The sequence below is a fragment of the Mycobacterium sp. NGS68 genome, from assembly GCF_059812195.1.
The window spans coordinates 26,107-49,412 of record NZ_JCALCE010000016.1; the positions used below are offsets into that span (position 1 = coordinate 26,107).

18 protein-coding genes are annotated in these 23,306 nt (G+C 69.6%); 9 read left to right on the forward strand and 9 right to left on the reverse strand.

Annotated elements, in window-relative coordinates:
• The first annotated feature begins 169 nt into the window (after positions 1-169).
• Positions 170-1,063: a DUF1295 domain-containing protein gene (locus tag AC5Y5V_RS18335; RefSeq protein ID WP_499938142.1), complete on the forward strand. Its 894-nt coding sequence runs from the start codon at positions 170-172 to the stop codon at positions 1,061-1,063.
• Positions 1,060-2,208 (forward strand): FAD-dependent oxidoreductase, encoded by a 1,149-nt coding sequence (locus AC5Y5V_RS18340; RefSeq protein ID WP_499938144.1) that lies wholly within the window; start codon positions 1,060-1,062, stop codon positions 2,206-2,208. The genes AC5Y5V_RS18335 and AC5Y5V_RS18340 overlap by 4 nt, the downstream gene beginning before the upstream one ends.
• 224 nt (positions 2,209-2,432) lie before the next feature.
• On the opposite strand, the gene AC5Y5V_RS18345 is transcribed toward AC5Y5V_RS18340, so the two are convergent.
• Positions 2,433-5,732 carry a PE family protein gene (locus AC5Y5V_RS18345; RefSeq protein WP_499938146.1) on the reverse strand — a complete coding sequence of 1,100 codons (3,300 nt, stop codon included), beginning with the start codon at positions 5,730-5,732 and terminating at the stop codon, positions 2,433-2,435.
• Between the two features lie 335 nt (positions 5,733-6,067).
• Here AC5Y5V_RS18345 and AC5Y5V_RS18350 point away from each other — a divergent pair, with 335 nt between their 5' ends.
• The gene (locus AC5Y5V_RS18350) at positions 6,068-6,838 is read left to right on the forward strand and encodes a hypothetical protein (RefSeq protein WP_499938148.1); all 771 of its coding nucleotides are present in this window, start codon (positions 6,068-6,070) and stop codon (positions 6,836-6,838) included.
• 91 nt (positions 6,839-6,929) lie between these two features.
• Positions 6,930-7,409 carry an SRPBCC family protein gene (locus AC5Y5V_RS18355; protein ID WP_499938151.1) on the forward strand — a complete coding sequence of 160 codons (480 nt, stop codon included), beginning with the start codon at positions 6,930-6,932 and terminating at the stop codon, positions 7,407-7,409.
• Between the two features lie 47 nt (positions 7,410-7,456).
• Here the strand turns inward: AC5Y5V_RS18355 and AC5Y5V_RS18360 are convergent, their stop codons facing one another.
• Positions 7,457-8,047, reverse strand: coding sequence for a TetR-like C-terminal domain-containing protein (locus AC5Y5V_RS18360; protein WP_499938153.1), 591 nt, complete (start codon positions 8,045-8,047; stop codon positions 7,457-7,459).
• A 66-nt stretch (positions 8,048-8,113) separates the two neighbouring features.
• Positions 8,114-8,908, reverse strand: coding sequence for an acyl-CoA thioesterase domain-containing protein (locus tag AC5Y5V_RS18365; protein WP_499938351.1), 795 nt, complete (start codon positions 8,906-8,908; stop codon positions 8,114-8,116).
• 200 nt (positions 8,909-9,108) lie between these two features.
• Here AC5Y5V_RS18365 and AC5Y5V_RS18370 point away from each other — a divergent pair, with 200 nt between their 5' ends.
• The gene (locus tag AC5Y5V_RS18370; RefSeq protein WP_499938156.1) at positions 9,109-9,774 is read left to right on the forward strand and encodes a TetR/AcrR family transcriptional regulator; all 666 of its coding nucleotides are present in this window, start codon (positions 9,109-9,111) and stop codon (positions 9,772-9,774) included.
• A gap of 19 nt (positions 9,775-9,793) precedes the next feature.
• Here the strand turns inward: AC5Y5V_RS18370 and AC5Y5V_RS18375 are convergent, their stop codons facing one another.
• Together AC5Y5V_RS18375 and AC5Y5V_RS18380 are read right to left on the reverse strand one after the other, a co-directional pair.
• On the reverse strand, positions 9,794-11,074 hold the full coding sequence (locus AC5Y5V_RS18375; protein WP_499938158.1) for a DUF427 domain-containing protein: 1,281 nt from the start codon (positions 11,072-11,074) through the stop codon (positions 9,794-9,796).
• A gap of 154 nt (positions 11,075-11,228) precedes the next feature.
• Positions 11,229-12,161 (reverse strand): TIGR03619 family F420-dependent LLM class oxidoreductase, encoded by a 933-nt coding sequence (locus tag AC5Y5V_RS18380; protein WP_499938160.1) that lies wholly within the window; start codon positions 12,159-12,161, stop codon positions 11,229-11,231.
• Positions 12,162-12,254: 93 nt separating this feature from the next.
• Here AC5Y5V_RS18380 and AC5Y5V_RS18385 point away from each other — a divergent pair, with 93 nt between their 5' ends.
• From AC5Y5V_RS18385 to AC5Y5V_RS18395, 3 genes are read left to right on the forward strand one after another with little or no spacing between them, the layout of a single operon-like run.
• Entirely contained in the window at positions 12,255-13,448 is a 1,194-nt protein-coding gene (locus AC5Y5V_RS18385; RefSeq protein WP_499938162.1) for a cytochrome P450, read from the forward strand.
• 4 nt (positions 13,449-13,452) lie between these two features.
• Complete coding sequence (locus tag AC5Y5V_RS18390; RefSeq protein ID WP_499938164.1) at positions 13,453-14,982, forward strand: adenylate/guanylate cyclase domain-containing protein; 1,530 nt, start codon at positions 13,453-13,455, stop codon at positions 14,980-14,982.
• Positions 14,983-15,024: 42 nt separating this feature from the next.
• Positions 15,025-16,230: a cytochrome P450 gene (locus tag AC5Y5V_RS18395; RefSeq protein WP_499938166.1), complete on the forward strand. Its 1,206-nt coding sequence runs from the start codon at positions 15,025-15,027 to the stop codon at positions 16,228-16,230.
• A gap of 13 nt (positions 16,231-16,243) precedes the next feature.
• On the opposite strand, the gene AC5Y5V_RS18400 is transcribed toward AC5Y5V_RS18395, so the two are convergent.
• Entirely contained in the window at positions 16,244-17,458 is a 1,215-nt protein-coding gene (locus tag AC5Y5V_RS18400) for a cytochrome P450 (RefSeq protein WP_499938168.1), read from the reverse strand.
• Between the two features lie 194 nt (positions 17,459-17,652).
• Between AC5Y5V_RS18400 and AC5Y5V_RS18405 the strand changes: the two genes are divergently transcribed.
• Positions 17,653-18,207: a TetR/AcrR family transcriptional regulator gene (locus AC5Y5V_RS18405; RefSeq protein WP_499938170.1), complete on the forward strand. Its 555-nt coding sequence runs from the start codon at positions 17,653-17,655 to the stop codon at positions 18,205-18,207.
• An 82-nt stretch (positions 18,208-18,289) separates the two neighbouring features.
• On the opposite strand, the gene AC5Y5V_RS18410 is transcribed toward AC5Y5V_RS18405, so the two are convergent.
• The 3 genes from AC5Y5V_RS18410 to AC5Y5V_RS18420 form a co-directional block, all read right to left on the reverse strand.
• Positions 18,290-20,467, reverse strand: a complete 2,178-nt coding sequence (locus tag AC5Y5V_RS18410; RefSeq protein ID WP_499938172.1) for a glutamine synthetase III family protein — start codon at positions 20,465-20,467, stop codon at positions 18,290-18,292.
• A 488-nt stretch (positions 20,468-20,955) separates the two neighbouring features.
• Positions 20,956-22,896 carry a serine/threonine-protein kinase gene (locus AC5Y5V_RS18415; protein WP_499938173.1) on the reverse strand — a complete coding sequence of 647 codons (1,941 nt, stop codon included), beginning with the start codon at positions 22,894-22,896 and terminating at the stop codon, positions 20,956-20,958.
• A gap of 37 nt (positions 22,897-22,933) precedes the next feature.
• Positions 22,934-23,101 carry a hypothetical protein gene (locus tag AC5Y5V_RS18420; RefSeq protein ID WP_499938175.1) on the reverse strand — a complete coding sequence of 56 codons (168 nt, stop codon included), beginning with the start codon at positions 23,099-23,101 and terminating at the stop codon, positions 22,934-22,936.
• Positions 23,102-23,306: the final 205 nt, after the last annotated feature.

Below are 23,306 nucleotides of genomic sequence, written 5' to 3' on the forward strand. Positions count from 1 at the left end.
CTCCCCACCGGCGCGGTTGTCGGTGCGACCATACCTTGGGTCGAGCCGGTCGGACGCGGTTTGCCCGGTGTTAAGGTTCATTGCGCCTAAGGAGGCCCGGATGGATTCCCCAGCGACCACTTGCTCGGCCGAAAAGTGCCGCAATAGAAGCGAACTGAGTCACTGACGAATGTCCGCACCGAGGTCCAAGTCGCTTTCGCTGACGCTGGTGGCGGTGGCCTACGTGGTCGCCGTGGGGATCGCCGGTGCCTGGCTGGCGTGGGCTCCGAGCACCGGGCGGCTGTGGCTGGACACGTTGGTCGCCGATGTGCTGGCCACCGTCGTGGTGTTCGCGTTCAGTCGCGCATACCGCAACTCGAGCTTCTACGACGCGTACTGGAGCGTCGTCCCGCCCCTGCTGACCTTCTACTGGTGGAGTCAGGCCGGGCCCGGCGTCGACCAGGTGCGGTGCTGGCTCGTCGCGACGGTGGTGCTGGTCTGGGCGGTGCGCCTGACCGCAAACTGGGTCTACGGGTTTCCCGGCCTGCACCACGAAGACTGGCGCTACCCGATGTTCCGCGAGCGCGCGGGGCGCTGGGCGTTCGTCGTCGACCTGGTCGCCATCCACCTCATCCCCACCGTGCAGGTGTTCGTGGGCATGCTGCCGGTCTATGTCTGCGTCACCCACCCCGGCGGCGACGTCCGGTGGCTCACCGTGGTCGCTTTCGTCGTCGGGCTGGGTGCGGTGGCGATCGAATTGGTCGCCGACGTGCAGATGCACCGCTTCGTCCGGGACCGTCAGCCCGGCGCGGCGATGGACCGTGGGCTGTGGAGCTGGTCGCGGCATCCCAACTACTTCGGGGAGCTCAGCTTCTGGTTCGCCCTGGCGCTGTTCGGCGTGGCGGCGTCGCCGTCGGACGCGTGGTGGCTGTTCGCGGGCGCGCTGGCGATGCTGGGCATGTTCCTGGGCGCCAGCATCCCGATGATGGAGAAGCGCAGCCTGGCGCGTCGCCCCGACTACCAGGCTGTCATCGACCGGGTGCCGCGCCTGGTTCCCCGGCCGCCTCGCAAGATAGCGACATGAACCGCAAACGCGTCGTCATCGCGGGACTGGGAGACGCTGGGATCCTGACCGCGATCCGCCTGGCCAAGCACGCCGACGTCGTCGGCATCTCGGTCAAGCCCGGGCTGGTGAGCGGCCAGGAACTCGGTGTGCGGCTGTCCCGCCCCGACGACTGGGCCCGCGACTACTGGATTCCGTTCGAGCGGTTCCGCGGGCTGGACCGGGTGCGGGTCGTGCAGGCCACGCTGACGGGCGTTGATCTCGCGGCCCGGACCGTCCACGGCCGGCGCGCCGACGGCACGCCCGTCGCCGAGGAGTACGACGCGCTGGTCATCTCGACCGGTGTCACCAACGGATTCTGGCGGCGACCGACGGTACAGTCCGCCGACGACGTCGACGCCGACCTGCGTGCCGCACACGACCGGGTCGCCACCGCCGGATCAGTGATCGTCGTCGGCGGCGGCGCGGCCGCGGTCAGCAGCGCCGCCAACATCGCCAGCACCTGGCCGCACAAGCGCGTGGACCTGTACTTCCCCGGCCAGCGGGCGCTGGTCGAATATCACCCGGGAATCTGGAAACGCATCGAAACCCGGCTGACGGACCTGGGCGTGGGGCTGCATCCCGGCCACCGCGCCGTGGTGTCGGATGACTCCGACGAGCTCACCAGCGCACCGGTCAGCTGGAGCACCGGGCAGCCTCCGGCCTCCGCCGACGCGGTGTTGTGGGCGATTGGTCGGGTACGGCCGAACACCGGCTGGCTGCCGCCGGAGCTGCTGGATGACCACGGATTCGTGCGCGTGACCCCGCAGTTGCGGGTGCCGGGTCACTCGGGTGTCTTCGCGGTCGGGGACATCGCCGCCACTGATCCCCTCCGCAGTTCCGCCCGTAATCGCGGGGATGCGTTGGTGGCAGCGAACATTCGCGCCGAATTCGACGGCCGCAAGCTGCGCACATTCCAGACGCCGGGGCGGCGCTGGGGGTCGCTGCTCGGCATCCAGCCCAACGGGCTGGAGGTGTTCTTACCCACCGGCCAGGCGTTCCGGTTTCCGTCCTGGGCCGTCGACCGCGTGGTGATGCCGCTGATCGTGCGCTGGGGCATGTACCGCGGAGTGCGCGCCAGGGGGTTTCGCCCTGAGGCGATGCTCGGCGGGCGGTCCCAGCTGTAACTGTTCTCGGTCGGGGCAGGCGTGTGCAGCTTTGCCCGCCTTCGCGCCCCGCCGCGCCGAGAGTCCCCAAATTCACGGCCCCACCTGCCATTTCACGCAAATTTGAGCGCCCTCGTGGGCAAGCGGCGGGCCGGTCCGCCGCGAGCGTGCACAAAATGCCGGTCAGCGCGGCGGGTCGCCGCACATCTGCGCACGCTCGCGGGCACGCGACGGGCCGCGCCGGTTCAAGCGTCAGCCCCCTGGTCCCCCGGGCCGCCGGCGGTGCCGTTGGTGCCGCCCGTCGCCCCGGTACCCGCCAAGCCGGCCCCGCCGCCGAATCCGCCCGGACCACCGTCGCCGGCGGGAAGCGCGCCGTTGCCACCGGTGCCGCCCTTGGGGCCGTTGCCGCCGTTACCGCCCTTGCCGGTGGTGCTGTTTCCGCCCTTGCCGCCGTCGCCGCTGGTGCCACCGGTGCCGCCATCCCCGCCACCGCCGCCGCCGGTCGCGACTCCGCCGACGCCGCCGGTGCCGCCGACTCCGCCGTTACCGCCAGTGCCGCCGGTGCCGCTGTCCGAGTTACCGCCAAGGCCGCCGTTGCCGGCCGTGCCGCCGTGACCGCCGTCGCCGCCCCAGCCGCCGTCGGTGGCAGTGCCGCCCGCGCCCCCGCCGCCGCCGACGCCACCGTTGCCGCCCGTACCGCCGTTGTTGCCCGAGGCACCGGAATTCCCGTTCCCGCCGTTACCGCCCGTACCGCCGAAGCCACCCGCACCGCCGACGCCGCCGTAGGCGCCGCCGATGCCGGCTCCCCCAGCCCCTCCGGTACCGCCCGCGCCCCCCGCATAGCCGTTACCGGCGTTGGGGACCGACGGGCTGCCCGGCCGGCCGTTGTCCCCGGTGCCGCCGTTGCCGCCCGCGCCGCCCGTGCCGCCGAATCCGTTGGTGCCCGCGATCCCGACGCCGGTGCCGGCGCCCGCGGCCCCGCCCTGGCCCGCGCCCCCGCCGGCGCCGCCCGTGCCACCATCACCGCCGGCCTTGCCGAGGCCGGAGCCGGAAGTCCCGGCGCTGCCGACGCCGCCGGTACCGCCGTCGCCGCCGTTGCCGCCCGTCCCTCGGAAGTTGCTGGAATTGGCCGACCCGCCGTCGCCCCCCTGGCCGCCGGTGCCGCCGGCGCCGCCGGCCGCGGTGCCGGTGAATCCCGTCGCGGTTCCTGCGTTACCCCCGGCGCCACCGTCGCCACCCCTGCCGCCGGTACCGGCCATCGTGCCGGTGCCGGAGGTGACCGCCTTGCCGGCGCCGCCGGTGCCGCCGTCGCCGCCCCTGCCGCCCGTCCCGGCCACGCCACCCTGACCACCGTCGCCGCCGTCGCCACCCGTGCCGCCCGCGCCGCCGGTCCCGGTGGTGCTCGCGATGCCGTTCCCGCCGTGGCCACCCTGACCGCCGGTGCCGCCGGCGCCGCTGCCGCCGTTGAGGCCGCCGTTGCCGCCCTGACCGCCTTTTCCGCCCGCGAAGCCGGCGCCACCGTCGCCGATGCCGTCGGAACCGTCGCCGCCCGTACCGCCGGTGCCGCCCTGGCCGCCGGTGCCCTTGGCGCCCGGGTTCCCACCGCTGCCGGCGCCGGCGCCCTTCGCCCCGCCGCCGCCTCCGTCGCCTCCGTCGCCGCCCTTGGCGCCGGTACCGCCGACCTGCCCGGCTACGGAGGTGCCGGTGCCACCCGTGCCGCCCATGCCGCCGTCGCCGCCGGCACCGCCGTTGCCGTTGGTTCCGCCCGCGCCAGCGGCGCCGCCCGCGCCGCCGAGGCCGCCGTCGCCACCGCGGTGACCGATCTCGCCGGCGCCGCCGTTGGCGCCGGGCGCGCCGTTGCCGCCCTTGCCCCCGGTACCGCCGTTGCCCGAATGCCCGGCAACGCCCGCCGTGCCGGCGCCGCTACCGGCCGTCCCCCCGGCGCCCGCGTCCCCGCCCTTGCCGCCGGTGCCACCGCCGCCACCGTCGCCGGTCCCAGCGCTGCCGACGCCGCCGGTGCCGCCGTCGCCACCCTTGCCGCCGTCGCCGTTGCTGCCGCCGGCACCTGCGTCGCCGCCGTTGCCGCCCGTGCCGCCCTTGCCCGCATTGCCGCCGCTGCCGTCGGCGCCGTCGCCGCCTCGGCCGCCGGTGCCGCCGTCGCCGCCGATGCCCGCGTTGCCGCCGGTGCCCGCCGCGCCGGCGCCCGCGCCCGCCGACCCGCCGCCGCCGGCGTTGCCGCCATTGCCACCGTTGCCACCGCTGCTGCCGGTGCCGCCGTTGTTGCCGTTGGCCCCGGTGCCGCCGTTGCCGCCCTGGCCTCCGTCGCCGTTGGTGCCGCCCAGCACGGCGGTACCGCCGCTGCCGCCGTCGCCGCCCACGCCGCCGTTGTGACCATTGCCGCTGGCCGAGTCCACGGTGCCGCCGCCGCCGTTGCCCCCGATGCCGCCGGTCCCGCCCGTGCCCACCTGGCCCGATGCGCCGCCGCCGCTGCTGACACCGCCGAGGCCCGCGGCCCCGCCGGTGCCGCCCCCGCCACCGTTGCCGCCGTCCGAACCCGCGGCCGTGCCGGACCCGCCCGCACCGCCCGTGCCGCCGGCGCCACCGGTTCCCCCGGCCCCGCCGCTGCCCGCGCCGACGCTGCCGCCGCCGGTGCCGCCCTGACCGCCATTGCCGCCCGTCGTGCCCGCGATGCCCGAACCCGCGGCCGCGTCAAAGCCCTGTCCGCCGGCCCCGCCCGTTCCACCGGCGCCGCCGGATCCCGCCGCCTGGCCGGTGCCACCCGTCCCGCCCATGCCGCCGGTGCCGCCACTGCCACCCGACGCGGCGTCGCCGCCCGCCCCGCCCGTGCCGCCGACGCCGCCGGTGCCGATCAGCGAGGGGCCGTTACCGCCGGTGCCGCCGACGCCGCCGGTCTGCCCGGGGCCGCCGACACCGCCGGTGCCGCCCATACCGCCCTGCCCGATCGCCCCGCCGACGCCGCCGTTGCCACCGGCGCCGGCGGCCGAGGTGGAGGTGCCGTTCCCGCCGGTGCCACCGGTGCCGCCGATGCCCAGGAATCCGGCGGCCCCGCCGTTCCCGCCCTTGCCGCCGGCCTGACTCGCAGTGCCGGGCGTGCCGGACCCGCCCGCGCCGCCGTTGCCGAACACCCAGCCGCCGTCGGTTCCGTTCGCGCCGGTATTTGCCGCGCCGTCGGTGCCGTTGCCGAACAGCGGTCGCCCGGTCAACGCCTTCCACGGCGAGAAGATGTCGGCGAGGTTGAAGGCCGCCGCCGCGTCGGCGGCCGCGTAGGAGTGAGCGCCCCCGCGCAGCGCCTGCACGAACTGCTCATGGAATGCCGCGACCTCGGCGCTGACCGTCTGATAGGCCACCGCGTGCTGACCGAAGAACGCCGCGACCGCCGCGGACACCTCGTCGGCGCCGGCGGCGAGGACACGTGTCGTCGAGGACGCCGCCTGCGCGTTGGCCGCGCTCAGCACCGATCCGATGCCGGCTACATCCTGGCTGGCCGCCGCTACCAATTCCGGCGATATCGATACGAACGACATCAGGCGGCTCCCATCACCTCAGCACCGCGCAGTGCTCTCGGCCACCCCCGCAATGGCACATCGTATCCCCGTCCGGACAGCGCGTCCGCGCTTTGCGGTTCTTGCACGCGATTGCCGAGACGCGGCCGAAATCACGAAAAGTTTTGCCTGCGTAAATAACTAGCCCCACATCCCACTCGCGGACGGCACCCGGGTGGGAGTTCACCATACGCGGTGACAACGACCGACGTTGTGCCACAACATGGTTCAGAGCGACGCGCGCGAGGCGATCCCAACCCGTCGCAAGGGCTTCACTACGGCTGTACCAACGGCATCGCGCGTGGGACCATCTGCTGGTGACCGGAGACGACGCGGAAAAGCGTATCGAGGAGCTGGAACGCCAGTTGGCCGAACTCAAGGCCGAACTTCGCGAGGATCACGCCACCCGGCCGGCCGCCAACGACGGCGCCGACGAGAAAGGACGCCGACGCGCCGAGGCCCTGTGGGAAGGCATCCGCACCGGCCAATCCGCCGGACCGGACGGGCCTTCGGCGTCGGAGATCGGGCAGCTGCGTGAGACGCTGAGGAGCGCCGCTGCCGACGCCGGCATGTCGCAGGACCAAATCGACGACGTGTTGAAACACGGTCGCGTGACCATCAGGACGGGGCAGCGCACGTTTAATGCGGGGCCGATGTACCCGCAGTCCGTCGGGCCGCGGGCGGCCTTCTCGATGCCACGGCGAAGGCTCTCCGGCGCGGATCGCGTCGGGGCGGTGATCGGCGTGATCGGCGGATTACTCGGCGTCTGCGTCGGAGGCGCGGCGGCCGTGACGGCCATCTTCCCGTCGACCGCGCTGTGGACGAGCGCGATCGTCTGCCGCAGTCCCTACGAGCTGGTGACCAGCAGCTCCGGGTACAGCTACAAACCCGGCCAGTCCGGAACCAGCGTGACGTTCCAATGCGTCAGCGACGCCGGCTGGTATGAGGTCGATCCATTCGTGATCACCGCGCTGCAGTCCTTGCTCGTCGCCGTCATCGTGGGCGTTGTCGCGCTTGTCGTGGGCTTAATCCGGCGCAGGGCACCGCGCCGTGGATTTTCCTCTCCGGCTGAAATGCGTTTCGACTGAGGCGATCCAGGAAGCGTGCCGCGAGGCGGGCCGGCGGGCCGTCGTAGAGTGGGCCACGACCCCCTCCCATCGTCGGCGACTGCGAGGACCCATGACCGAACGCATCGAGACTCAACGCACCATCCCGGCGCCCGCGGCCGAGATCTTCGCGGTGCTGTGCGACCCGCAAGGTCACGTCGCCATCGATTCGTCGGGAATGCTGCAGGACGCCGACGGCCGTCCGGTGGGCGCGGTCGGCGACACCTTCGTGGTTCACATGGATCGCGACTCGCTCAACGACTTTCCGCAACTGGGCAAGTACGACGTCACCGTCGAGATCACACAGTTCGAACCGGATCGGCTGATCGCGTGGACGGTCCTCGGTCAGATCCGCCCACAGATCGGTCACGTCTACGGCTACCGGCTGGAGCCGGAGGGCGACTCGACCGTGGTCACCTCGTTCTACGACTGGTCGAATATCGATCAGCAGTGGCGGGAAGCCGGCATCTTCCCGGTGATCTCCGAGGGCGCGCTGCGGGCCTCGCTGGGCATCCTCGACCGGACGGTGCGCCGCGGCTATCCGCAGGGATAACCGTTCTCCGGCAAGGTAGTTCACATCCGGTGTCGGGCCGGGATCAGCTACTTGCGGGCCAGCGCGTGCCAGGCCAGGTCGGCGATCGCGGCGCAGTAGTCGTCGTCGATGACGTCGTCGGAGTAGAGCACGCGAACGTAGAGGGGCGCCAGGACGATTTGCACGGCCGCCACCGGGTGCACTCCCCCGCGTAGCTCGCCACGTTCCTTCGCCCGGTCCACGATCGCACGCAGGACACTGAACCGCTCCTGCCAGAACATCATTCGCACACCGGAGTCGTGTCGCGCCCGGCCGTCCATCACCAGAGCCCGCACATAGGTGCGACCGACTTCGGTGTTGATGCGTTCGGCGACGGTGCGGGCCAACGCCAGTAGGTCGCTGCGCAGCGAGCCCGTGTCGGTGACCGTACGCAAAGTCTCGTTGTCGCCCAGGGCGGCATCCACGATCAGGCGCTGACGGTCGCCCCAATAGCGGTAGACCACCGCCGCGTCGAGGTGGTGACGCTCCGCCATCGCCTCGACGCTGAAACGCTCGACACCCCAGCGGGCCAGCTCGTCGAGCACCGCGGGCATCACACGCTCCCGTACCTCCGCGGGAATAGCCTCCAGCGATTCATCGGGTCGCTGAGACGGCTGCATCCGTGTCTCCTTAGCCGAGTAAGAGTCAACCGCGGCGTTTACGCTACTCGGCGCCGTTGATCGATATCAGCCGGGGACGGCGGGCGGCGGAAGGAAACCCGAGTGCGCTATCGAGACGGACACACAGCTACCCGTCGGGCCCTTGTGATCGAGCAGGACACCGGAGCCGGTGGCCACGCCGTCATGGCTGTAGTGCGTGAGCGCGGCCAGCCCGATGTGGGTTCCCTCGGGGAGCCGGCTCAGCGTGAGGGTGTAGTCGGCGTTGATGAACTGCAGGCCATTGGCGCCCCAGTTGGCGAGCGATGCGGTGACGTCGGCGGCCATCGCGGCGCGGGTGAAGGCGGTGAGCGGGTCGGCGTCGATCAGCGAACGTGTCTCGTGCAGCCAGGTGTACTTCCGTCCCGATGTATCCGACCAGTCGGGATCGGGATTCTGCACCTCGACGCCCCAGCCATAGGTGCGCATGAAGATCGAGGACGGCGGACCCTCCTCGGCCGCCGGCAGCGGCGGCATTTGCACGGGCTGTGACCACACGTCGCCATCCGGCTGCGGCCCGCGGCGCAGAAACAGCGCACTCGCCCGCGCCACGGGTTCGCCGTTCTGGATGAGCTCGGCCTCGACGAGCCGCAGCCTCCGCCGATCGTTGCGCACCCGGGTTTTCACCTCGATCGGTTCCAGGGCGGTCGGCCGCGGCAGGTCCACGGTCAGCCGCGCGGGCTGCAGTTCGGGGTCGTCGACCGCGGCCTCGACCGCCCAGCCCAACAGGCCGCCGACGACGTGCCCGCTCATGCTCGGCCCCCAACCCCCGCGGGCGATTGCGTTTGGCACATAGCGGTTTCCGTCCCGCACGAAGTACGGCATCGGTGGCGCGGAGCGCTCCTGGATCGCCTGTGCGAGGTCTGGCCCGGTCACCGTATGCCCATCACGCGGTCGCGGGCGGGCGCGGGCAGGGCAGGCATCATGGGCGGTCTCCTTTTGGGTGGTCAACAGTTGACGTTACAGTTCATCTTCTGGTCGCGTCCGGTCGCCCGTTCGGCTCGCGCTCGGCTGCGCATTTTCAAATGAAGTGGCTGCGGCCGTCCCGTAGCATGAAGAGCTGCCGTCATAGCCCGATCTGGCGCGAGGAGTTGAGACGTTTGGCTGAGCGAGTCGCGGACGAATTGGACCGCCGTGACCACATTCTCGACGCCGCCAATCAGTGCTTCACGCAGTTGGGTATCGAGCGGACCAGCGTGCAGGATGTGGCGCGGATGGCAAAAATCTCGCGCGGCACCGTGTATCGGTATTTCGGCGACCGTGATGTGCTGATCGAGGCCGCGATCGAGCATGGCGCCCAACGGTTCTACCGCGAGGTGGCCGCGGCGATGGCCACCAGATCCACCTTGGCCGAACAACTCGGCGCGATGGCCGAGACGAACGCCAAGATCCTGCTCGACCACCGCACCCGCAACCGGCTGATGGCCGACGACGCAGAGCTCATGCGCCACATCATCTCTGACGGCGACACCGCGGTGCGGCGCACGACGGAGTTTCTCAAACCCTACGTGCGCGACGCGCAAAAGCGCGGCGAGGTGGGCGGTGCCGTCGACATCACCGCCGCCAGTGAATGGCTGGCCCGCATCATTTATTCCTTCGCCACCGTCAATCGGGGCCTCAGTTTCGACATGGCCAGGCCGGAGACGGTCCGTCAGTACGTGGAGAAGTTCGCCGTCAACGGACTGCGCTGACCCAGCGCCGAGCGCAGCCTCACATCGCCGTCCGGTTGTCATGCCCCATCGCGGCCGGATCGACCGCGAAGTCGCGCACCATGGCCTGGACGGTGTACGACGCCGCCAGCCTGCCGTCACGGGTGAAGACGCGACCGTCGCCTTGCACGAGCCCGCGTCCCGCCCAGAAGGCCCGGTTGGCGTACAGCAACCAGTCGGTGATGTCGGCGTCGTCGTGAAAGGCTATGGTGGCCTTCATGATTCCCGTGGACAGGCTGACGTGGGCGTCGGCCTCGCCCAGGCCGGGGTGCGGCCGCATCCCGGCGGCGATCGTCCAGTGCGTCGTCGACTGGGCCAGCAGCGCTGCCCGCAGGTAGGGCTCGCCCGGATCGTCCCGGAACCGCACCCAAACGTCGATCGACGGTGGCCCCACCCGGTCCGGGTCCGGGTCATAGGCGCCGTCGACCACCCGGATCTCGCGACCCGTCATCCCGAAGCCCGAAAACGGCTCCGCCGCCTCGGGACCCGCTACCTCGGGCAGGGCCTCGGTGGCGCGCATGACATCCGCGGCCCCCGTGTCCGCAAGAAGAATGCCGGCGCTGCGCAGCACGCCGTCCTGACTGATCCGCACGTTCGCCGACGAGAACGTCTTGCCCCGGCGCAGCACGTCGACGTCCAGGTCCACGGGCGCATCGAAGGACGCCGCCTTGACGAAGATCATCGAGGCCGACGTGACCCGCTGGCCCACCAGTGTTTTCGAAGCCGCGACGACCGCCGCGCCCAGCAGTTGGCCCCCCTCCACAACATTGCGTTGGGTCGGACCGTGTGCCGGGCCGACGAAGCGGCCGTCGGCCGTCGGCTCGACATCGATGAGCCTGCACAATTCGTCGGCGTCTCCCCAGAGCGGAAAGCTGGCAGCGACTTTGGAGCCGTCGGGCCAATCGTCGACGACGACCACGCGCAGCACGGCGTCGTCGAACGACACGTATCCGGCGATCGCGACGGCCTCGGGAAACGGGGTTCGATAGGTCCAGGCGACGTTCTCGGCGGTGGGTTGCGCGCCCGCCACGCTCCAATAGTTCGCGCGGCCTTTGAAGGCGCACACGGTGGTGTGGTCCGACGGCACGAAGAGGTCCCAGCGCACGTCGGCCTCGGGGAAGTACAGGCGATCCTGGTGGTCGGTCTCGGAGACCACCAGGCAGCTATCACTCTCGGCGAGCACCGCTTCGCCCAGCCACACCTGGGCCGCACGTGGGCACCCGGTCGCCTGAATGCGGCACACCGGATGCTCCGGCGATGCCGACTCGACTTGTGTTGTCATCGTTGACCTTTCGTCGGTGTCCCCACAGCCCGTCCGCCGGTCTCGCTATTCGCGTCACGCCCCATGCCCACCCCGCGCGATGCCAAGCTGTAGGAGACACCATACAGCCACATGTGCGTACATTTGCGCAGGTGGGCGCGTACTTACGGCCCGGTCAACCCCCGGTCGCGTCGCGCACCGCGTCGACAACCGCGGCGAGGCCTCGCTCCCGATCGCCGGCGGGCCCCGGCCAATGCATCAGCCTCAGATCGGTGACCCCCGCCGCCGCCAGCGACGCGGCGTCAGCGGCGGCCGCAGCCAGATCGGGTCCGCCATCCGCGCCGGCTTTCACCCGAAGGGTGCCGGCGACGCCGAACCCGTGCGGGTCGCCACCGGCGTCTTCGACCGCCGCGCGCATCCGGGCGATCCCGGCGCCGACGTCGCGCGCGTCCTCGCCCCAGGGAATCCAACCCGCCCCGAACCGGGCCAGCCGTCGCGAAACCGCCCGGTTCACCGTCCCACTCACCCAGATCGGCACGCCGCCCGGCTGCACGGGCTTGGGCATCTGGTGGATCCGCTCGAAGCTCAGCCGGGGCGAGCGGTAGGACACCTCGTTCTCCTGCCAAAGCCGCCGGCACACCTCGAGCGTCTGGTCCAGAATGGCTCCGCGACTGTCGAAGTCGACTCCGGCGGCCTCGTATTCCTCCCGCTGCCAGCCGACGCCGACGCCGACGTCGACGCGGCCACCGGACAGGACATCCATGGTGGCAAGGGTTTTCGCCAGAACCGCGGCGGGGCGCAGCGCGGCCAGCAGGATGTTGGTGCCCAACCGGATGCGTTCGGTCCGCGCCGCCAGATAGGTCAGCGTCGTGAGCGGCTCCAGCCAGTGACCGTCGGGCCCGGTGGGCTGACGGCCGCCTTTCGTCCCGCCCGCCTTCGGGTCGGCGTAGGCCTGCATATTCATCCCGAAGGCGATGTGCTCCGACACCAGCAACCGATCGAAACCGCGGCGCTCCAGCAGCTGTGCCCATTCGGTGAGGTGATCCCAGTCGGCCGGCGCCTCAGCCGCGAAGGAGGGAATGGCCATCGAGAGCTGCATCGACGTCACCGGCTCCTTTCACTGCGGTCGGTGATCGACCATACCGTCCGGCCGCCCTTCCCGAAGACAGCTAAACAGCCCATGTATTAGTGTTCAATGTCTATGACGACGGATCTGCGCTGGGATCCCTTCGACCACACGCTGCACGTGGACCCCTACGCGACCTGGAAGCGGCTGCGTGACGAGGAGCCGACCTACTACAACGCGGAGTATGACTTCTACGCGCTGAGCAGGTTCGCCGACGTGCTGGAGGCGTCCCTGGACACCGAGACGTTCTCCTCGCAGCACGGCATCACGCTGGACGCCATCACCGACGAGCCCTGGCCTTCGCCCAAGGCGATGATCATGATGGATCCGCCCGACCACACCGCCCTACGAAAGATGGTCAACCGCACCTTTTTCCGAACGCAGATTGCCGAGCTCGAGGAACGCGTCCGTGCGTTGTGCCGCGGCTACCTGGACGCGTTCGTCGGATCCGGCGGCTTCGACTATGTGCGCGATTTCTCGATGAAGCTGCCCGTCATGGTGATCAGTTCGCTGCTGGGCTTCCCGGAGCGCGACCACGACAATCTGCGGGAATGGTCGGACGCGCAGATACACCGCGACGAGGGCGCGCCGCAGCTCGGTGAGGATGGCCAGCAAGCCCAGATCAACCTGCTGGGCTATTACGCCGACCAGATCCGGCTGCGCCGGATGACACCGACCGACGACATCGTCGGTAGCCTGATGACCGCCGATCTGGTGCAGCCGGACCGCGCGACCCGTCGGCTCGACGATGCGGAGGTGTTGATGTTCATCGCGATGATCAACGTCGCCGGCAACGAGACGGTGGCGCGGCTGCTGGGCTGGGCGGCGCTGACGCTGTCCCGCCACCCCGATCAGCGCGCCAAGCTGGTCGATAACCCCGCGCTGATCGGTGGCGCCGTCGAAGAGTTGCTCCGTTACGAGGCGCCGTCGCCCGTGCAGGGCCGCTACGCCACGCGGGAGGCGATCCGCCACGGCACGCGCATCCCCGCCGGCTCGCGGGTGGCGCTGCTCACCGGATCGGCGGGCCGCGACGAGCGGCAGTACGAGAACCCGGACGCCTTCGACGTCGAGCGGACCGGAATCCGCCACGTGAGCTTCGGCCACGGATCGCACTTCTGCCTCGGCGCGGCGCTGGCGCGCCTGGAAGCCCGGGTAGCGCTCGAAGAGACGCTCGCGCGCTTCCCGGCGTGGGGGGTCGACGACGACGCGGTGACCTATGTGCACACGAACTCGGTGCGCGGCCCGGCCAGCGTGCCGATCCGGTTCTGACCCGGTGGCCCGCCGGTTCCGCGAAGTCGTGAAGGCGTTACGCCGGCTTCGTCGGCGGCAGTACCCGCTGGAGTGGGCCGGCCGGGCGCTGCTGGTGTCGGGTGCCGTCGTGCCAACCGCGGTCGGCGCCGCACTGATCGCGGTGCTGACGTTCTGGGCGCTGCCGACCGGCGCCGCCCTCAGCGAACGTCACGTGCTGGTGCTCAACGCCGTCGCGTCCGCGGTGTACGGAGCCATCGCCCTGCCCACCGGCGCCGTCTGGGGCTATTTCTGGTTGACTTCCACCCCCGGCGCCGACGAGCGGGCCGCGCGGCGGGCACTGTTGACCGCGCCGACTCGAATGGCTGTCATCCAGGGCACGGTGTGGATCGCGGCGATGGTCATGCTCGTGCTCATCAACATCCGCACGCCTTGGCTGGCAACGACATTGGGCATCAGCCTCTTCCTGGGGGCGGCGGTTACGACGACGATCTCGTACTGGCTGTGCGCGCGCGCCCTGCGCCCCGCCGTTGCCGAATTGCTGACCAGAGACCCGCCGACACGACCGCGGCGGCCCGGGCTGCGGCTGCGTTCGGTCGCAGCGTGGGTGGTCGGGACCGGGGCGCCGATGCTGGCGTTGATGCTGGTCGCCGCAAGCGCCCTGGTGGTCGACTATCCGGGGCATCGCCTGGCCGTGGTGGTCTTGGGCCTCGGAGCCTGCACGATCGTCAGCGGGCTCGTGATCGCCGCATTCACCGCGGCCACCACCGCCGACCCCATCGACGAAGTCAGGCGCGGCATGCAACACATCCAGCGCGGCGACTTCGACGTATCGGTGCCGGTGTTCGACGCCTCCGAACTCGGGCTGCTGCAGGCGGGATTCAACGTCATGGCCGGTGGGCTGCGCGAGCGCGAACGCCTGCGCGACCTGTTCGGCCGGCACGTCGGGCGCGACGTTGCGCGCCTGGCCGAGGAAACCGCGTCCGGCGACAACGTCCCGGTCGAAATGGGCGGCGCCAACCGCGAAGTCGCCGTGCTGTTCGTGGATCTGATCGGCTCGACACGACTCGCCAACGTCCTGGAGCCGCAAGAACTGGTGGCGCTGCTCAACGAATTCTTCGCGGTGGTGGTCAGCGTCGTCGAGCACCATCGAGGTCTGGTCAACAAATTCGAGGGCGACGCCGTGCTGGCGATCTTCGGCGCTCCGAACCACGATCCCGACAGCGCCACCCACGCATTGGCGACGGCGCGCGAACTCGGCAGTCGGCTCAACCCGCCGGGTGAGGAGATCAGGGCGGGCATCGGGGTATCGGCCGGTATCGCCGTGGCGGGCAATATGGGCGATCCCAACCGCTACGAGTACACCGTGATCGGCGACCCGGTCAACGAGGCGGCGCGGCTGACCGAGTTCGCCAAGCTGTCCGGCGGTATCGCGGCGTCGGGTGCGGCGCTGAGCCGGGCCGGCGAGGCGGAGCGGCAGCGGTGGCGCGTCGTTGACACCAAAGTGCTGCGCGGCCGCGACAATTCGACCGACATCGCCGTCCCGAAAGTCTGACCTGCTTAGCAGCTGAACACATAGTGTTCTATTGTTCAAGACATGGTGACGACCTCGACCGCCCGGTTCGACGACCCGGCGTTCTACCTCGGGGACCCCAACGCGACGTTTGCGCGGCTGCGTGACACCGACCCGGTGCACTGGTATGACGAGGGCGGGTTCTGGGTGATCACCAAATACGAGGACGTCAAGGCGATCTCGGTGCGGCCCGAGAGGTTCAAATCCGAGCGCATCGGGATCCTGATGGATCTGATCGCACACCGGGATAACCGCGACCCACAGGGCTACGGCGCCCGGGGCATCATGTTCATGGATCCTCCCGAGCACCGCGCGCACCGCAAGGTAGTCGGCGTGCGCTTCACCCCGGCCGCGGTCGCCGCGATGGAGGCGCGGGTGCGCGCGGTCGTCAACGATGCCCTCGACGAGCTGCCCGACGGTGAATTCGACTGGATCCAGCGGATAGCCGAACCCATCCCCGTGTATGTGTTCGCTTACCTGCTCGGCGTGCCCGAGTCGGACTGGCCCGAGGTCGCGAGTTGGGCGACCACCATCGCCAACGTGGGCAGCGGGCTTGCGACCGACGACGACATGGCGCTGATCTTCGACCAGATCGGCCCGTATCTCTTAGGCCTGACCGCCGAACGAAAAGCGCAGCCGAAGGACGATCTGCTCACCCTGTTGACAGAGGTCACCATCCGCGGCGAGCCGTTCGACGACGCCCAGGTGATGATCTACGCGCTGACCCTGCTGGCGGCGGGCAGCGAAACGACCCAGAGCTTGATCGCCGGGATCGCGGATTGCCTTGACGCGCAACCGGACCAGGCCGAGCGGTTGTTCGCCGACCCAAGCCTCGGCGGCAACGCCGTCGAGGAGGTGCTGCGGTACTGGACGCCGGTCATGAGCATGGCCCGTCAGGCCGCCCACGACGCGGAACTGCGCGGCGCCACCATCAAGGAGGGCGACGGTGTGCTGCTGGCCTACGCCTCGGCCAACCGCGACGAGGAGCACTGGGGAACGACGGCCGAGCGGTTCGACATCACCCGCCCCGACGCGGCGTCGCACCTGGGATTCGGCGTGGGCGAGCACTTCTGCATGGGCGCCGCGCTGGCCCGGCGGGAGGCACGCTTGCTGGTCGAGGAAATCACCAAACGCGCCAAGGGACTTCGCGTGGTCGGTCCGCGGGTGCCTAGGCCGTCGGCGCTGGTGCACACACACGACCGCCTGCCCGTCGTGCTCGAGTATCGCTGAGCGACCGCGGCTTTCAGCGCACGCTGATCTCCAGGCGGCTGAGTCGGCGCACCAGAATGCTGGGCAACCACTCGCCGACGTCGGTTGCCGCGATCTCGGTGGTGCGTTGCAGCAGCGTGCGCAGCACGATCTGGGCCTCCAGTCGGGCCAGTGCCGCCCCGACGCAGAAATGCACGCCCTTGCCGAACGCGACGTGGGTCTTGCCGCTGCTGCGGTCCAGGCGAAACTCGTTGGGCGCCTCGAAGTGTGCGGGATCGCGGTTTGCGGCTCCCCACATCAGCAGCAGATGCGAGTCGGCGGGCACCTCTACCCCGCCCAAGGTGGTGTCTCGCCAGACGTGCCGGTAGTGGCCGCGGAACGGGGGTTCGAAGCGCAGCGTCTCTTCGATGAAGCCGTTCAACAGTTCTGGATCTTCCCGCACCTGCCGCTGAATGTCGGGACGCTCGGTGAGGATCCATGCGGCACTGCCCAACAGCGAGGCCGTCGACTCGCCGGCGGCGCTGAACAGCGTGAGCATGATTCCCATCGCCACGACCTGGTCCACCTCGCCCGACGCGAAGCGTGCGGCCATGTCCGGTATCAGTCCGGGCTCATCTGTCTCACTTGCCTTTTCGAAATGCTTCATGACATAGGTGGACAGTTCGAATGCCGCGGCTCCAGCCTCCGCAAGTTGCGCCTCGGTGACGATGCCGTCGAGCAGCGTGGTGGTGGCATAGCCGAGCCGAATCAGGTCGTCGACGTCGGTATCGGGTAGCCCCAGCAGCTTCGCGACCACCATCATGGGCAGTCGGTTCGCCATGGCGCTCATCCACTCGATGCGGCCGTCCCGCAGGTTCTCGGCCCACAGGCGCTCGGCGGTGTGGGTGGCGAACTCCTCGATAATCCGGACGCGCCGGGCGGACAGGTGCGGAAGCAGAATCTTGCGATGTGCTGCGTGCGTCGGGTCGTCGGCGGTGGCCAACGCGTGGTAAGGACTGCCCGCCTCCATCATGGGAAATGGCCTGACGCTGCCATCCTCGTGATAAACCATGGTCGCCGTGAGGTTCGACGAGAAATCCCCCACCCGACTGACCGCGTCGATCAGCGCGTCCCAACCACACACGGCATAGAACTCCGAGTCGCCAATGCGGTGCACCGGTGACTGGGCATGCATCCGGTCATACAGCGCGGGCGGATCCTGCAGGGCCTCGGCACCGAAGAAGTGGGCTGGATCGGCCAAGACCGTCATGAGATCAGGCTGAATGTGGCGGCCGCCAGGCGTCAATACGGCCTCGCAAAGTTGATAAGCACCGTGCCGCGGGCGGGTGGGTCCCCGAAACCAGCTGTAGGGCACCATCAGCGGATTAGGCTGAGGAAAATTACAGGAAATTCTCACCCTGCGAGAAATATTTCGACCGACCGCACCACGAAGGGACAGCACGGATGCCACGCGACGATTGGCTGGTGGGCCGCGATCGGAACAGCGCAGCCGCCGAGCGGATCTATGCCGCCGCGACCGAACTCATTTCCCGCGTCGGATACGACGCGTTCACCATCGAGGCGCTCGCCGCGATGGTCCACTGCTCGCCGGCGACCATCTATCGCCGGGTCGGCGGCAAATCAGCCATCCGCGACTCCGTCGTGGCCCTGCAGGCGACGCGCATCCTCGAGTCCGTCAGGGATGCCATCAACGATCTGAGTGGCCCGGAGCGGGTGGTCACCGCGACCGTCGTCGCGCTGCAACGCATGCATGCCGACCCGCTGGCCGCGCTCATGCGGTCATTGCCTTCGACTACCGCAAACGAATGGCTGACCGCATCACCCGTCGTCGCAGCCTTTGCCGCCGAAATGCTCGGGCTCGACGACCCCGACCCGCTGGCGGCGCAATGGCTCATCCACGTTTTCCTGTCGCTCTGGTGCTGGCCACTGAAGGATCCCGCGGCCGAGCGTGCCATGGTCGAGCGCTTCCTCGGGGCGTCCTATCGAGGTGGCGGTTGAATGACCCGGATCGCCGGGCACGGGGTCGCGAATCACCGATGTGCCGCGAAGCGGCAGCCGACCCCGTGACCGGCGAAGTCCGTCACAGGATGTAGAGCATTTCCTGGTAGGTGGGCAGCGGCCACAGGTCGTCGGCCACAACGCTTTCCAGCATATCGACGGCACTGCGCACCGTCTCCATCGCCGGCAGCAGCGCCTGCTGCGCGTGCGTGGCCTCGTCCAGCGCCGAGTCCGCCGAATGGTCGGACAGCGCCGACTTCAGCGTCGCCAGCGCCGCGGAAAGATCGGCCAGCGGCGCCGAAACCGCTTCCAGCGCAGCCAGACTCGGCTCTACCCCGGCCGCCTTCAGGGCGGCGACGTTCTGCGCGAGCTCCGTCTGGTAGCGCACCGCGGCCGGCAGGATGACCGTCGTGCCGAGCTCCAGCGCCAGCTTCGCCTCCACCGCGATGGTCAGCGCGTACTGCTCCAGACGGACCTCGTAGCGGCTGTGCAGCTCGCGTTCGTTGAACACCCCGTATTTCTCGAAAACCTCGACGGCTTCCGGCTTGATCAGCTCAGGGATGGCGTCCAGCGACGTCTTGAGGTTCGGCAGTCCGCGCTCGGCGGCCTCGATCTGCCAGTTCTCCGAGTAGCCGTCGCCGTTGAACACCACCGCGCCGTGTTCGGTGATGACCTCGGTGAGCAGCTTCTGCACCGCCTTGTCGAAGTCCTCGCCGTCCGCGACCGCCTTCTCCAGGACCGTGGCCATGTAGTCGAACGAGTCCGCCATGATCGTGTTCAGCACGATCATCGGCACCGCGACGGTCTGCCCGGAGCCCGGCGCCCGGAACTCGAACCGGTTGCCGGTGAACGCGAACGGACTGGTGCGGTTGCGGTCGCCGGCGTCCGTCGGCAGCGGGGGCAGCGTGTCGACGCCGATGATCATCGTGCCCTTGCCCTTTGACGACGTGGCGGCGCCCTTGGCGATCTGCTCGAAAACGTCGGCGAGCTGCTCGCCGAGGAAGATCGAGATGATCGCCGGCGGAGCCTCGTTGGCGCCGAGCCGGTGGTCGTTGGTGGCCGATGCGACCGAGACCCGAAGCAGCCCGGCGAACTTGTGCACGGCGCGGATCACCGCGGCGCAGAACACCAGGAACTGGGCGTTCTCGTGGGGGGTGTCGCCCGGGACCAGCAGCGAGCCCAACTCGGAGTTGCCGACCGAGAAGTTGACGTGCTTGCCCGACCCGTTGACCCCGGCGAACGGCTTCTCGTGGAACAGGCATTCCATGCCGTGCTTCTTGGCGATCGTCTTGAAGATCGTCATCAGCAACTGCTGGTGGTCGGAGGCGATGTTGGCCCGTTCGAACATCGGCGCGACCTCGAACTGGCCGGGCGCCACCTCGTTGTGCCTGGTCTTGGCGGGGATGCCGAGCTTGAACAGCTCCCGCTCGGTGTCCATCATGAAGCCCAGCACCCGCTCGGGCACGGCACCGAAGTAGTGGTCGTCGAACTCCTGGCCCTTGGGCGGCTTCGCGCCGAACACCGTGCGCCCGGCGTTGACCAGGTCCGGGCGCGCCAGGAAGAAGTGGCGATCGACCAGGAAGTACTCCTGCTCCGGCCCGCAGAACGACACGACCTTGTCAAGTTCCTTGTGCCCGAACAATGTCAGGATGCGCTCGGCGTGCACGCCCATCGCCTGTTGGCTGCGCAGCAGCGGCGTCTTGTAGTCCAGTGCCTCGCCCGTCATCGAGACGAAGACGGTTGGGATGCACAGGGTGTTGCCGTTCGGGTTCTCCAGGATATAGGCCGGGCTGGTGACGTCCCAGCCCGTGTAGCCGCGCGCCTCGAAGGTGCTGCGCAGCCCACCCGACGGGAAGCTGGACGCGTCGGGCTCGCCCTGGATCAGCGTCTTGCCGGCGAATTCGGCCAGCGTCTGCCCGTCGGACACGGGCTCGAGGAAGCTGTCGTGCTTCTCCGCAGTGAGGCCGGTCATCGGGTAGAACACGTGCGCGTAGTGGGTGGCTCCGCGTTCCAGCGCCCAGTCCTTCATGGCCACCGCGACGGTGTCCGCCACGGCGGGATCCAGCTTGGCGCCCTTCTCGATGGTGGCCACGATCGACTTGAACACGGATTTGGGCAGCCGCGCCTGCATCTCGGCCTTGGTGAAGACGTTGGAGCCGAAGACCTCCCCTGGCGCTTCACCCGCCACGAAACTGATGGCTGGGGGGACGTATGCCTCGACGTTGTTGATCGCCTGCAGGCGCACCGCGTTTCCGCTCAATGGGGTTCCTATCGCTGAGGGGGTCCGGAGGTTTTCCTCGACGGAAGTGGACCGCCTCACAGTAAGGAGGTTGCATGCCGATCTTGTTACGCCTGCGTCAACATTGCGACCGCGCGTCTGCGCTGGGTCGTGCGCTGGCTTCACGCTGAGTGCATGCTCGGTGGAAGCGCCCGCGCTTGGCGAGGAGTAGCTGGACGGATAGTCCGGGCGACAGGCTGTCGCTACGAGGCGGGCCGAAGGCCATATGTCGACTTTTTTGTGGCGCATGGGGCTCGTGAGACCAACGCGGGTGCCGTGGCGAGAGCCCCCAAATGCACAGTCATACCGGCCATTTCGGGCAACTGGGGGTGCTGCGGCCGGCAAGCGGCGACCCAGTCACCGCGGCTTCCGCTGGCACGCGTGGTGCTCGCGCCGAACGTGAAACTCCTGCGCAGCGCAGTGGATGATGCCCACAGCGGGGCGAAACCATTTGCCAGATGCGCAGGTGACTAATCGCCGATCCGCGTGAACTTCACGTCGACGTCGGTGCTTCCGCACCCGGGCGCGCCCGTGATCTCTTCGTGGCCGTGCCCGCTGATCAGCGTCACCGGATCCTGCGGCGGTTGCGGCAGGTCGAACGGTACGAGGAAGTGCACGTGCGACATGCCGCCCCTCGCGCACTGCGCGTCGAACTCGCGGTCGTAGACCCATTTCCCGTCGGCGAACACCATCAACATGACGGCGGTCGGCGGACTGTGGAAGATGGTCAGACACCGGTCCCCGGCCCGCAGGCAGTCCGTGTGCGCGACGTAGTCGTTCTGCTCCCGGAACCCATTGGGCTGCCGGCTGGATTGGTGGTAGCGGCCGCGCAGCGCCTCGGCGGGCGAGACGACCCGGGCCGGCAGGGTGGCCGGGTCGGGGATGCTGGTGAGGTCCGCGTCGCCGGTGCGGGTGAACGTCACGGTGCGCTTGTTGGCGCAGCCCGCCGTCATCCGCTGGGTGGCTTCGCCGACGAAGGTGCCGTCGGGCCGTGGTTGCAGTGTGATCGTTTCCCACACCTCGCCGTCGCGGGCGCCGCAGTTGGTGGTGCCGACGCTGACGGCCAGCCAGTTGCCCCCGACCTGATCGAAAACTATCGACTGCACCTGCATGGTGTCCCCCGTCAGGCGTGAGGCGGTCGCCAGGCAACCGGCCGCGCCGCACGCCGAGCGGACGGCCCAGGTCTCGCCCGTCGGCGGCGCTCCCTGGGCGGGTTTGCCTTCGGTGTCGCTGACCCGGCCGAATTCCACGCGGTAGACGCCGGTGAACGGTCCCGTGTTGGGTGGGGGCGCGGGCGGCGCGGTGCTGCTGTTGGGTTCGGTGGTGTTGGCCAGGTTGTGCTGCTGGGTCAGTTTCGTGGTCGCGAAGACGCCGCCGGCGATGAGCACCGCCGCGGCCGCGAGCACGCCCACGAGACGCCGCCCCTTGCGCGCCTTCGGCGCCGGGAACAGCGGCGCGGTGGGCGCCGCCACCGCGAGGCGGGGATTGGTGTCCTTTATGCCGAAAGGCAGCTCGCCGGCGTAGGCGGCATCTGGAGTGAGGTGCCGGCACAGCTGCTCGGCGAACTCCCGGCAACTCCCGAACCGACGGGAACGGTCTTTGGCCATCGCCGTGGCAAACACAGCGTCCAGCGCGGCCAACTCGGGCCGATAAGCGCCGATCGACGGCACCGGTGCGCCGACGTGCTGGCTGATCACCACCGCCGGATTGGAGTTGTCGTACGGAGGTCCACCGGTCAACAGGTGAAATGCGGTGCACGCCAGCGCATACTGGTCGGCTCGCCCGTCGATCGCCTCGCCCCTGAGCTGCTCGGGCGGGGCGTAGAACACCGTGCCGACCGTCATGTTGGTTACGGTCAGGCCAGCGGCGTCGTCGATGCGCCGCGCGATGCCGAAGTCGGCGAGGTAAACGCGGCGGCCCTGCCGGTCGGGTTCGGTCAGCAAGATGTTGGCCGGCTTGACGTCCCGGTGCAGCAGGCCCCGGAAGTGCGCATAGTCCAGCGCCGAGGCCACCGCGGTGATGATCGGCGCGACTTCGCTCAGCGGCATCCCGCCCGGGTACTGGTCGCGAAGCAGCCGCGCCGCATCCGTGCCGGCTACGTAGTCCATCGAGATCCAGAACAGGCCGTCCGCTTCGCCGCGGTCGTGGATCCCGACGATGTGCGGGTGCGACAGCCCGGCGGCCAATTCGGCCTCTCGGTCGAAGCGTCCGCGAAACTCGGGATCGGCGGTCAGGTCGGCGGGCAACACCTTGAGCGCGTCCTCACGCGGCAGCCGCGGATGCGCGGCCAGATACACGCTGCCCATGCCGCCGGCACCGAGCGCCCGCAGGATGGTGTAGCCGGCGAAGACCTGGCCGGCCTGAAAAGACCTGGCAACACCGTAGATTCCGTCTTGGGAGGTATTGGGCACCGCAAATCCTTTCCCTGGCAGGAAAACTCGTAGCCGGTCAGCGACCGAGCAGCCCGCAGTAGTGACCGACGGGGCAATCGCCCGGCCCGTACACCGCGGCCGTCTCACCGGACCCGGCGCCCGCGCCCAATCCGACGCCCAGGACGCCGGCCGCCAGCAGTGCCCCGGCGATAATCTGCTTCAGGCTGTGGGTGGTGGTGTTCACGAGGCGGGTCCTTTGCGGCGGAGTAGGTGCTTGACGGCCGGTCGCTGTGACCGACAGGACTTACGTTGAGGCACGGCGCTTGTCGCGCGGTCGCGGAATTCATGCGAAATTCTTGCGCCCGCTGCCGCTTTGCCGAATGTCGACTCATGTCACGCCTCAGCGCCGCAGAAACCGTGCGCCAAGCCGACGCTCGCCGAACGTCGGC

Bases quoted from the DNA above. Each gene is read 5' to 3' on its own strand.
- AC5Y5V_RS18340 (WP_499938144.1), top strand. From the start codon at position 1,060: ATGAACCGCAAACGCGTCGTCATCGCGGGACTGGGAGACGCTGGGATC.
- AC5Y5V_RS18395 (WP_499938166.1), top strand. From the start codon at position 15,025: ATGGTGACGACCTCGACCGCCCGGTTCGACGACCCGGCGTTCTACCTC.
- AC5Y5V_RS18375 (WP_499938158.1), bottom strand. From the start codon at position 11,074: ATGACAACACAAGTCGAGTCGGCATCGCCGGAGCATCCGGTGTGCCGC.
- AC5Y5V_RS18365 (WP_499938351.1), bottom strand. From the start codon at position 8,908: ATGCCGTACTTCGTGCGGGACGGAAACCGCTATGTGCCAAACGCAATC.
- AC5Y5V_RS18335 (WP_499938142.1), top strand. From the start codon at position 170: ATGTCCGCACCGAGGTCCAAGTCGCTTTCGCTGACGCTGGTGGCGGTG.
- AC5Y5V_RS18345 (WP_499938146.1), bottom strand. From the start codon at position 5,732: ATGTCGTTCGTATCGATATCGCCGGAATTGGTAGCGGCGGCCAGCCAG.
- AC5Y5V_RS18360 (WP_499938153.1), bottom strand. From the start codon at position 8,047: ATGCAGCCGTCTCAGCGACCCGATGAATCGCTGGAGGCTATTCCCGCG.
- AC5Y5V_RS18370 (WP_499938156.1), top strand. From the start codon at position 9,109: ATGAAGTGGCTGCGGCCGTCCCGTAGCATGAAGAGCTGCCGTCATAGC.
- AC5Y5V_RS18400 (WP_499938168.1), bottom strand. From the start codon at position 17,458: ATGACGGTCTTGGCCGATCCAGCCCACTTCTTCGGTGCCGAGGCCCTG.
- AC5Y5V_RS18385 (WP_499938162.1), top strand. From the start codon at position 12,255: ATGACGACGGATCTGCGCTGGGATCCCTTCGACCACACGCTGCACGTG.
- AC5Y5V_RS18355 (WP_499938151.1), top strand. From the start codon at position 6,930: ATGACCGAACGCATCGAGACTCAACGCACCATCCCGGCGCCCGCGGCC.
- AC5Y5V_RS18405 (WP_499938170.1), top strand. From the start codon at position 17,653: ATGCCACGCGACGATTGGCTGGTGGGCCGCGATCGGAACAGCGCAGCC.